Genomic DNA, 10,447 nt, shown 5'->3' on the forward strand with positions numbered 1-10,447 from the left:
AGATGCCTTCACCGGACGCATACCCCGAAACTTGCCTTTCAGTGGAAGAACTGGCTGCTTTGCTGCAGCGAATGTGGTCGCATCAAAGGCAGCCAGTTTCCCGTAGCGGCCAACGGCCGACCTTTGTTGATTGATCCCAGCCTGGAAGACCCTTGGCAGCATCTCGAGTTCGACCCTGATACAGGGAACATGGTGGCTCGATACGATGTCGAGGCTGATCGATACAGCGCGAAAGGCCAAGCGACCGCAACGGTGTTGAAGCTTGCCCGCCGCGGGGCTTTGGAGGCTGGATATCGCCGAACCTACAAACGGTTGGTGGAGGTTGTCGAAAAGGCCTTGGCCTCGCCTGAGGTGGACGGCGAGCAGTTGATCACTCGACTGTGTGAAAGCGATGACCATGGCTTGTTGCCATGGTGTTTCCATTGGTCAGGACAGAGACAGGAACCTTTCGCCAGCCTCAAGCAACAACATCCTCGAATCTGGCGGGCTTGCCTGCGCGTCTTGTGAGTCTTGTCAGCGGCCTTCACCCCTTGGGCATCAAAATGACCTTGGCAGGCTTGTTGTCGCTTGGCTTTTTCGCCGATTGGCTTGCAGCCGCCACCTTCTGCAAATGCGACGGTGACACCTTCCACTGCTGACCGTTGCTGGCGATCACCGTCACCGTCTTCTGGTTGTACTTGGTGATCACACCCATCAACACCGGATGCCCGGGTGGATGAAAGCTCACCTGTTCGCCAATGCTGAAATCAAGCATGGCTGAGTGGGCGCGCATCTGCTCCAGGAACCTGAGGCGGGCCACCACCCGGTTGTTCAGATCGACCAGTTGGTCATGGCTGAGGTTGTCAATGTCGATGTTCATGGGTGGGCTCCACAGTGGCCAGGCCCATGTCAGCAGGCCAGCTTTCCTGATCAATGCACAGGCCGGATTCTCGCAGCAAGGGCAGCAGCACCTGATCCGCATCGGGGCAACCGGTGTGCCCAGGGTCTGTTTGTGCCTGCTTGCCAGCGCGTTCAGGCGGGTGCCCCTGCCCGGCTTGCATGGCGGTGGCCAAGGCGCCGTAGCCTGGGCGCCAGGCCACGCAATGGACAAAGGTCTGGCGCAGCTGGGCCAGGATCTGCAGGCCGGCGAAATCCAGGTCGCCGTAGAAGCTCACCGGCAAATCAGCGTGTGCTGGGCCATGCAGCCATTGGGTGAAGGCCTGGGCAGCAGCAGGGGCTGGGCCCCGCCAGTACAACGATGCGCCCCGGGGATGACGCAAGCGGCGGGCCGCGCCTTTGAAACCTGATGCGAACACCAGCGCGCAGTGAGCCCATGCGGGCTGGCGCTGCAGGGCCATGCGTTCAAAGGTGACGAGGTTCTCGATGAACAAGATCTCGTCGAAGCCTTGCGGTCCAACTTCCGTGCCTGCTTCAGGCAAGCAGATCAGCAACTGGACGGGCCCTTCAGGGAACTGGTCTGCCTCTGCACCCAGCAAGCGCATGCATTCTTCGCGCTTGTCGAGCACTTTGCTGTGGCCTTTGAAATGCCTTGCAGACAGCTCGCGCAGGAACAGCGTGGGCCGGCCCGGTGTGGCTGCGCAGGCCGTGGCCAGAGCGTTGAGCACCTGAGCCACCTCGCCAGCGGGCATGCCGGCAAACCATGGCAAGGGGTTGCGCTGCAGGTAGTCCAGCAAGGCGGGCGCATCCGGCACCTCCAGCACACCTGGCGCGCCAAGTTGCGCAACCAACTCTCGGCTCCACTTGGGCCCCACGGGTTGATGCCCTGACCACGAAGCCAGGGCGAGCGCATCGTGCAGCACCAGCGTGGGGTCTTGATCGGCCAGTGTCTGAAAGGCCCGGGGCTTCTTGGTTCGCAGCGTGACCCAGCCCGTTTGCACCAGCGACTGCAACAGCGCGGTGATGCGGGCCAGGTCATCGGGTGTCTGAGTGGCGTGCAGCTCTGGCAGCACCTTGGCATCGAGCTTCAAGGTCACAGCGCGCAGGCCTTGGCTGCGATCGGCCCTGTCAAGCAGCGCGTGGGCCAGCCTGATCAACAGGGGGGCAGGCGCAGGCGTGGTCATGGCTTTGCCTCAAAGGCTTGCCTGGCCTGGTCGCGTGCGGCCTGGGCGTGATCGGCCCACAGTTGTGCCATGGCGTGCCGCTTGAAGTCCTTTTCCTGCACTTCGCTGAGGTACACCGTCTGGCCGTTGGCCTGGGCCTCCAGCTTCGAGAAGGTGTACTCCTTGTCGAACTCGGGCTTGATGGCGCCTGACTTGGACGTGGGCATCGCCACGATCAACTGCAGCCCCATGTTCTGGGAGAGGAAGCGCAGCACCGCACGAGAGCGGCTTTCGTCCATCTTGGAGAAGGCCTCGTCGGACAGCATCACGCGCAGCGCGGGTGCATTGGTGTCCCTGCCGAAGTGCCCGAGCGCGTGGGCCAGCACGGCCGCGCGGATCACGTAGAACGGCGTTTCCAGCTCGCCGCCAGAGCCCGTGCCCCAGGTGGACAGCGGCGTGGCGTGACCACCCACGATGCGGTGGATGTCGTAGCGGCGGTAGTTGCGGTAGTCGGCCAGCTCTTTGAGTGCGCGTTCGGCGGCGATCTGGTCTTGCGACAACAGCAGGCGTTTGATTTCCTGTGCGGTGGCGCGGTGGGCTTCGGACAGCTGGGGGGCATCGAAGATGGCACCCTTGTCCTTGTCAAGCTGGTCCACCACGGTGTCGAGGGCTTCAAAGAAGTCGTAGAAGGCCTTGAAGCGGGGCACCCAGTCTTGCACCACGTCGTAGGTGTCCACGCCGAACTGGATGGCCTTGAGTTCGCTGCTGAGTTTGCGCAAGGTGGCTGAGCCATCCTTGACATCGCGTCGCACCTGGAAGCAGAAGTCGCTGGTGAAGACGTGGTTGAAGCTGGCCTCGGCTTTCTCCAACCGTGCGACGTTGTCGGCCAGGCCGATGCTGTCTTGCCGCCGGACCTGATCGCGGGCCGTGTGTTGCACACCTTGCACCGATTGCAGCACGGCTTCCATCTGGTCCACCACGCGGGGTGGTTCGTTCCAGGTGAAGCGTTCGTCATCGGTGCGCGCACCCGCCAGGTAGGTGCCGATGTGGTTGCGCAGCGTTTTGAGCCGGTCGGGCAGGTTGTCGGCGGTGTTGTTCACCCAGTTGGACAGGGTGCTGGTGGTGGGCTCGTCTGTGTCGCCGAGTTCCTGGGCTTCTGTCTGCAACTGCACTTCGGAGGTAATGCCTGAAGCCACAGCGGCAAACCGGCTGAACCAGACGCTAGCGTTGGTGACTTCCTGGTCGAGCGTGGGCCGGCGAGCGTCCAGGTCAGCCAGTCGCTTGGTGGCCTGCGCGAGATCCTTGTCTTGAACGCCGACTTTTCTTTGTTCATCGTCCCATTGCTTGGCGCAGTCCTCCAGGGCCTCTTGCAGGCCTGCTTTGCGCGCCGTCAGCCCATCGATGCTGGAGGTGTCCAGGCGGCTCAAGTCGAGCACCACTTCAACGTGCAGCAGGCGTGTGGACAGCGCTTCGCCCAGCGCCTGGCTCAGCGAGTCAGCACCCAGGCGTTGGAACCAACCCATGACCATGCGCAAGGATCGGTCGAGGTTGGTCAACTGGGTCAGTTCGGGGACCAGCGCATCCAGCCGCCGGCTGACCCAGGCCAGGCGCTTTTGGCGGCTTGCCAGGCCGAAGGTCAGTTCATGCTCGCTGGCCAGGCAGGCAAACATGCCGTAGGCACGGCTGCCCAATCCCTGCTGCATCAGGCCTTGAGGCGTCTTGCGCAACTCGGCTTCGGTGCCAACCTTGACCACACGGCGGTACAGTGCCAGCAGGTAGGCGTTGGCCACGGGGTGCTGGCAGACCAGCTCATGAAGGATGGCTTGCGGAGGCAGGCTGGCGTCTCGCGTGTCGTCGATGGCCTTGCTGCCTTGCACGATCTTGGGCGAGCGGCGGGCAAAGTGATGCTTGATCAACTTGATGGCGTCTTCTTCGTGCTCAGGTTCGACGATGATGGCGAAGCGGTCACGGCCCATGTAGCCCTCGATGGAGGATTGCCAGGTGCTGCCGGGCTTGGGTTCGATCAGTGCGGCCAGCATCTTGGCCCGCGCCTGGGGCAGTTCGTCGTCCAGCAGGGTCAGAGCCTGCTGGACGTCGGTGGGCGCAGGCGAGCGGCCGCTGAGCAGCAGCTTGTGCTCCGCACGCAAGGCGTCCTGCTCATCCTTGAGCAAGCGTTGCTGTTGCAGCAGTTGGCTGCGCGCATTGATCAGCGCGTTCATCACCGATGCGTCGGCCCCCGAAAGCACCGACGCCAGGGCCTTGAGAGCCTGGTCCAGGGGCTCCAGCTCAAAGGCGGCCAGCTCGTCATCCAGGCGTGCGGCACTCGTCAAGGGGCCGCGTGCAGGCGCCCAGAGCTTGTGGGCCTGCTGGGCTGCGGGATGCAGCCTGGTCACTGCTTCGCGCAGATCGGGCAAAGCCGACACATCCAGCGCCAGCAGTTGCGTGACGTGGGTCAGCACCTCGTCCATCTGTCGGGCCGCTTGCTGCACCCGGGACCACTCTTTGTGGAACTGCTGGGCCAGGTGGGCCGCACGGGCGTCCAGTGCTTGTTTGGCCTGATTGACCGTGCTGAGGTTCAACTCGCCCTGCACCTCGGCCAGTTCGCTGTCCAGCCGCTGGCGCTGCAAGCCGATGGCATCCAGCCGGCCCTGGGATTCGCCAGCTTGCTTGAGCAGGCGCTGTTGGTGGTTGAAAACGCTCAGCCGTTCTGCTGTGCACTCGCGTTGCAGGCGCAGCGCATGGGCGTTGAGCGCGATGACGTGCTTGCGCAGCAAAGCGATGACGTCCGAGGCTGCGTCATCGACCAGCTTCAGGCGATCGATGTTGAGTTTGAGGCGCTCGGCATCTGCCTTGAGGCGAGCGATCTCTTGCATCAACTGGCGCAGCTTGCCCACCTCTTGCGAGAAGTCCTTTTCGTCAAGGATCTCGTCACGCACGAGGTCGTTGACGTTGCCGATTTCGCGGTAGGCCATGGCCTTGACGATGGCCCGTGCGCAGCGTGTGGCGTCGGCTTCCGGCACGAATTTTTTGCCCATCAAAAAGCCATAGAGGTGCTGCAGGTAGCTGTCCTTGCCCTCGTACCGGCTGATCTGATCGGGTGTCAGTCCCAGGCGAAGTTGCAACTGGGGCAGCACCTCCTTGAGGCCCAAGGGGCGTGGCGCCGAAGCGCTGTTGGCCGTGGCAAGCAGGTGCTCGATGGAGACGGCGGCACGCACCAGGTAGAACATGGGGCGGCCGCCATCGGCTCGAGCTGCATCGACGTGGGCATCCATGCCCAGCAGCGCCGTGAAGCCCTGTGCCGACTCGCCCTCGGAAGGCTCGAACACCAGGCCCACGTAGCTGGTGCAGCGCGTGCGCAAGAACACATCGCCACCGCATTGCCCCAGGGCGTAGGCCGCCAGCGTGCGTGGCTCTTTGCCACCACGGCGGCTCTGTGTGGATTCGTTCTGGCCTGCGTTGAAATGGAAGACGCCCTGGCGTGCGGCCGTGAGCACGGCTTGCATGGCATCGAGCAGGGTGGACTTGCCGGAGCCTGATTCGCCGGTCAGCAAGGTGGCATCGGCCAAAGGCCAGTCGCGGTGGTCGATGGTGCCCCAGTTCAGGGTGATCAGCCGAGACATGCGCATGTCAGGCGGCTCCTTCCGCTTTTTGTGCGGCAGCTTGGCGCTCCTGCATCATTCGCAACACGTCTTGCAGGGCTTCGTCGCTCACGAAGGACAGAACGGGGCGCAACACGCTGGCCAGGGTGTCCATCTGACCCAGGCCGTCCGCGTCCTTGAAGCGGATCAGTCGCAGCTTGCGCAGTTCGCGCAAAAGTTGGCCGCGCTCGGCCATGGACGATGGCAAGGTCATGCCCATCAGCGACACCAGCGTCTGCGAGAGCTCTTCCAGGCTGATGGCGAGCTCCTGGTTGACCAGCTCGCGTTTGCCGGTGAGGGCTTCGGTGTAGAGAAAACGCAAGCCCAGTGCGGCGGCCACGACATCGCGCGACAGCCGGGCCCGCAAGCGCTTGACGCCGTCTTCATCCTCCTGGTCATCGCCCGGTGGGTACAGGCGAAAGAGGTTGGCATCGACATCGTGGGTGAGGGCAAAGCCGAGCACGTCGAACCACTCACGCAACAATTCTTCTACCATGGAGGCGTCGTCATACAACGCTTGCTCAGGCCGCGAGTATTCGCGCCAGATGATGCCGCTGGCCATCAGGCGGTTGCACAGCTCTGCGAAGCGTTTGCGTGAAACGGCCCCGCTGGTGCGTTCGGTCAGGCGAGCGTCCAGCAAGGCATGAAAAGAAGTTGGCAAGCTCATGGTTCTCGGCGTCTCAACTCGAAGTCATCGGCCACGAAAACGGGCGTTTCAAATTTGACGGGCAGTTTGTGCGCTGTCCAATGAGCTTTGCCTTGTGCCGATCGCACGGCACCCACGGCGTGCAGTGCTCTCAGGGCGTCTGGCGCATCACCCATGGACAGGTCTGACAGACGCAACGAGCCATTCATCTCACAGCCCTTGACCAAGTCTTGCAACTGCGCCAGCAAGAAATCTTCGCTGATGACGAAGGCCTCTGCCTCGGCGCGCCGCATGGCCGCCTCCAGTCGGCTGTGGGGCAAGATGTGCCAGTCGATGTCAGAGCCATCAAGCTCTTGTCGATCACGTTGAGTCCAGCGCAGGCCGCTGGTGGGCAAGCGGATCTCGGTGGTTGAAAGGCGCTGCGCCAGTGCATTCAGCCACGCGTCACGTTCAACGGTTGTGCTGGTCTTGATGCCGGCCAGCGTGCGCCCCATAGGTGACTCGGCACCGTAGTCCAGAGACAGTGCCTGGCGCAACAAGCTGGTGAAGCGCCGCACATAGTTGTGCATCTCGCTGCGCAGCATCGGCAGCTTGACCTGGCAGGCGGTGTCGATCAGGTCTTCGATGCGTTTGCAAAGCCAGATGGTGGCGCTGCGGCCTTCGAGCACGCCCTCCAGCCACGTGGCCCGCTGACGCAGGGCACCGTCCACAGCCTGGCGCTGGGGCTCAGGCCAGCTGCGAACCATGTCCAGCAACTCGATGATCTGGCTGCGGTGGCGATCTACGGAATCGGCCACCAGTCGAGACGACAGCTCCTTGCCAAATCGCCGCTCCAGGAAGTCGTTGAATTCGTCCCAGGCCAGCTTTTGCGTCAAGGCTTCCCGGGTGAGGGTCTGCATCAACAGGCGGAAGTATTCGATGTCCTCCTGCAGGTCCTGCACCACGTGGCTGGCAAAGTCATAGGCATCCAGCAACTCGTCTTCGTCCCGGTTTTCGAGGAAGGCCTGCAAGGCCTTGCGCGCTGAACGCATGTTGCGCTGGCGGGTCTTGTGCCGGGCGTTGTCCAGCTCTGCAAAGGCTTCGGAGAACGCCTTGCCGGCACGCGTCAGCTTGAGCGTGGGCTGCAGGTTGATCGGGTCTTTGTGATCTTCCAGCCAGCCGTGTTCCTTGAGGACGCGCAGCAGATTCAGGGCGTAATCGCGTTCCGCCTGGGGTTGGACGATGCCCGAAGCGGCAACGCTCTGCGACAACGCACCGGTGCGATACGCCGGTTGGGCAATCACCTGCTGGATGATCTCAAGCACAAGCTCACGTGTCAGGGCTTCGGCGTAGTCGGCGTCCGGGCCATGAACGCGTTCATGCAACTGGCGCAAAACGGCGGCGCAAGCCTCTCGATCCTGCCAGCTCAGTGGCTTGAAGAAGTGCTCGCGCGGGCCTTGAAAAAAGACAGTCGGCGCAGACACGGTGCCTCCCATGGTGGTCCGCTGATTTGGGTTTTTGAAAGGGGATGTTAAATGCAAGCGCCACGGCTTGACATCCACTTGTTTGTGGCGTCTATTGCGCCCGTCAACCATCGGGAGGTGGAGATTGGCAAAACCCGCAGATGCATTCTCGGCATTCGTGCAATCGAAGCGAGCCAATTTGAGGCGCATCGCGTCCAGAACGTGTGGTGAATACACCGAGGGCGATGTGATGGGCGAGGCTTGGCTGATGGCTGAGCGGATCGGTCGAAAGCGTGGGTTCGATGTCGATTTTGGCAACGCGCATGACCAGGAAATCGTGCTGGCCTGGTTGTTCAACGAACTCGTTCGTTTTGCAGACAAGCAGACCCGGTACGCCGTCCGCCTGGACAAGGATTGGGACCATGAAGACGCTGGGGCAGCCGTGGAGGCTCTTTCGCGGTTTCTGATCGCGCCTGAGGCGTTTGACCCAGCCGTGGCGCATGAGCTGGAACAAGAGAGTGGGGCGCGCATGGCCGTGATCCAACACAGCTATTCACAGGCGGCAGCCTATTTGATCTTGCTGGAGCGATTCACGTGGGACATGGACGAATTGGCCGATCACCTCAAGGTGGTGACGGGAACGCTGCGAAGCCGCATTCAGCAATGTGCGGCCTGGATTCGCCAACAGCCTTCACTGTTTGACCGAATCAGTGTGATCGAGCAGAACTTTGCGCCGTGGGTGGCGAGGAGGGCCTTTGCGCAGCGATCTGTCGAAGAGTTACCCTCCGGGCAATTTGTTTGGGCAGGACGTGGCTGGGATGCGCCTGGTGCCAGCGACATCGGTCATCTGGCCTGATGCGCTTGAGCTGGGCGGCTGCCGTGCGGCACCGGTCGCAAGCCTGCCTGCTGGTCCTCAGGACCTCACCCCGCCGAGGCCGCCACCGCCGTGATCGATCCCCAGGCGGCCTCTGCCAAAGCGTGGCGGTGAGCCTGGGGTGTCGCCCGAACCCGCCCCGACAACCAGGCCCTGCAGTAGTTTTCTGACTGGCCGACGATGAGCGAGGGCAACAAGTCCGGCGAGCACTTGGCCAGCTTGGCGCCGTCTTCAACCTGAGAGAACCAGGCCAGCAAGGCCTGGTTGCGCGCCCGGTTGCGCTCGACCAGCACCTGGGCGTGCGGGCCTTTGGCGACGAAGGACCTCGCCTGGAACAGCAAGCGCGCCAGTTCCGGCTCGGCCGTGACCCAGTCCAGGTAGCTGAACACCATCGCGTGCACGCCGCCGCGCAGATCGTGTGCCTGCGACAGGCGCGTGTTCAGGAGCTGGGCCTGGTCGTCGAGCGCGCAGAAAAACAGCGCCGCGATGAGCCCATCCTTGTTGCCGAAGTGGTGGTAGATCGCGCCGACGCTGGTCCCGCATGCAGCCTTGATCACCTCGATGGTGGTCGCTTCGATGCCCTGGTCGTTGAAGCAGGCCAGGGAGCGCGCCAGGATTTCGCGTTTGAGTGCGGCGCGTCGCCCGGGGTGGCAACGCTCGAGAACGGACTGGGTGGACAAGCGATCTCCGTCTCAGGGTGTCCTGACAAGGCGGTTGACACGGCATTCTATTGCCGAATACAGTTCCGTAACAGAACTTTATTCTGTCAACAAAGGAGACATGCCGTGAGCCCAGCCCTTCAAATGTTCAACACCGTCGGTGCAGAGCAGTTCAGCAAGATGGTTTGCCAGATGGCGCCGTACTTCAGCACCATCGAGCCACAGCTCATCGACCTGCGCCCGGGCCGCGCCGAAGCCAAGGTGCCCTTCCGCAAGGAAATCACCAACCACCTGGGCACCGTGCACGCCATCGCCATGTGCAACGCCGCCGAGCTGGTGGGGGGCACCCTGACCGATGTTTCCGTTCCGGCGGGTGCCCGCTGGATCCCCAAGGGCATGACGGTGGCCTACCTCGCGAAAGCCAAGACCGACCTGACGGCGGTGGCCGACGGCTCGGGCGTTGATTGGTCGACGGCTGGCGACAAGATCGTCCCCGTCGAGGTGTTCGACACCGAAGGCAAGAAGGTCTTCACGGCCCAGATCACGATGGACGTGAAGCTGGCCAGTTGATCTGCCGGCTGTTGCCTCCCCCTAAGCTTTGGGGGACGCCGTCGATCGCGGTCAAGCTGGCGACACCGAAGGCGGACGTGGCCATCCGCCCGTGGCATGCTGCCCCTCGGCGTTCAGCCGCAGGCACAACACGGGAGTCACGATGGCCACACCACAGCAGGACCAGGACCAAGATTGGGACCTGACCGATCTGCCGCGTGTGTTGCCCGCGCTGCTGCTGCCCGCCACCTTGCTGGCACAAGACGCCCTGCCCCGCCTGCTGGCCAGCGAGGCCGACATCCTGGCGGTGCGCCGCGTCGAGGGCCTGACCGTCTACTGGTACAGCTTCCCGATGGCCTGGGCCCGCGAGCGGGTGCAGCAGGCCGACCCGCAGGCCACGCTCAAGCGCGTGCTGGACCTGCATGAGTTCCTGTCGGCGCCCGTTCGATCGGCCAACGACGGTGCGCTGCAAGCGCCCCTGGACCGCGAGGCGGTGGTGCTCGACGGCGATCGCTTCGTGGGTGTGCAGCCGCCGTCCCCAGCCCAGGGCAGGCCTGTTCAGGCTCCCATGACGTCGCCAGCGATGGCGGCTCGGCCGAC

9 protein-coding genes and 1 pseudogene are annotated in these 10,447 nt (G+C 63.1%); 4 read left to right on the top strand and 6 right to left on the bottom strand.

What is annotated here, in order from left to right; translation table 11 throughout:
- Window positions 1-507: pseudogene (locus B2W70_RS06805) on the top strand (hypothetical protein); the annotation flags it as partial.
- A gap of 16 nt (window positions 508-523) precedes the next feature.
- Here the strand turns inward: B2W70_RS06805 and B2W70_RS06810 are convergent.
- From B2W70_RS06810 to B2W70_RS06830, 5 genes are read right to left on the bottom strand one after another with little or no spacing between them, the layout of a single operon-like run.
- Window positions 524-859, bottom strand: coding sequence for a hypothetical protein (locus B2W70_RS06810; protein ID WP_286744099.1), 336 nt, complete (start codon window positions 857-859; stop codon window positions 524-526).
- Window positions 843-2,060, bottom strand: a complete 1,218-nt coding sequence (locus B2W70_RS06815; RefSeq protein WP_286744102.1) for a Wadjet anti-phage system protein JetD domain-containing protein — start codon at window positions 2,058-2,060, stop codon at window positions 843-845. Before B2W70_RS06815 ends, B2W70_RS06810 begins: the two co-directional genes overlap by 17 nt.
- A complete protein-coding gene (locus tag B2W70_RS06820; RefSeq protein WP_286744104.1) occupies window positions 2,057-5,665 on the bottom strand; it encodes an ATP-binding protein in 3,609 nt (1,202 codons plus the stop codon). The genes B2W70_RS06815 and B2W70_RS06820 overlap by 4 nt, the downstream gene beginning before the upstream one ends.
- 1 nt (window position 5,666) lies before the next feature.
- Window positions 5,667-6,344, bottom strand: coding sequence for a DUF4194 domain-containing protein (locus B2W70_RS06825; protein WP_058086906.1), 678 nt, complete (start codon window positions 6,342-6,344; stop codon window positions 5,667-5,669).
- Window positions 6,341-7,786: a Wadjet anti-phage system protein JetA family protein gene (locus B2W70_RS06830; RefSeq protein ID WP_286744107.1), complete on the bottom strand. Its 1,446-nt coding sequence runs from the start codon at window positions 7,784-7,786 to the stop codon at window positions 6,341-6,343. The genes B2W70_RS06825 and B2W70_RS06830 overlap by 4 nt, the downstream gene beginning before the upstream one ends.
- 124 nt (window positions 7,787-7,910) lie before the next feature.
- On the opposite strand from B2W70_RS06830, the gene B2W70_RS06835 reads away from it, so the two are divergent.
- On the top strand, window positions 7,911-8,621 hold the full coding sequence (locus B2W70_RS06835) for a hypothetical protein (RefSeq protein ID WP_286744109.1): 711 nt from the start codon (window positions 7,911-7,913) through the stop codon (window positions 8,619-8,621).
- Window positions 8,622-8,686: 65 nt separating this feature from the next.
- On the opposite strand, the gene B2W70_RS06840 is transcribed toward B2W70_RS06835, so the two are convergent.
- The gene (locus tag B2W70_RS06840; RefSeq protein ID WP_286744110.1) at window positions 8,687-9,319 is read right to left on the bottom strand and encodes a TetR/AcrR family transcriptional regulator; all 633 of its coding nucleotides are present in this window, start codon (window positions 9,317-9,319) and stop codon (window positions 8,687-8,689) included.
- Between the two features lie 105 nt (window positions 9,320-9,424).
- On the opposite strand from B2W70_RS06840, the gene B2W70_RS06845 reads away from it, so the two are divergent.
- Window positions 9,425-9,868 carry a hotdog fold domain-containing protein gene (locus B2W70_RS06845; RefSeq protein ID WP_286744113.1) on the top strand — a complete coding sequence of 148 codons (444 nt, stop codon included), beginning with the start codon at window positions 9,425-9,427 and terminating at the stop codon, window positions 9,866-9,868.
- A gap of 142 nt (window positions 9,869-10,010) precedes the next feature.
- On the top strand, window positions 10,011-10,447 hold a 437-nt coding region (locus tag B2W70_RS06850), incomplete at its 3' end, for a TCAD7 domain-containing protein (RefSeq protein ID WP_286744114.1).

It is taken from the genome of Aquabacterium sp. UBA2148 (genome assembly GCF_002328915.1).
Classification (GTDB): domain Bacteria; phylum Pseudomonadota; class Gammaproteobacteria; order Burkholderiales; family Burkholderiaceae_C; genus Aquabacterium; species Aquabacterium parvum.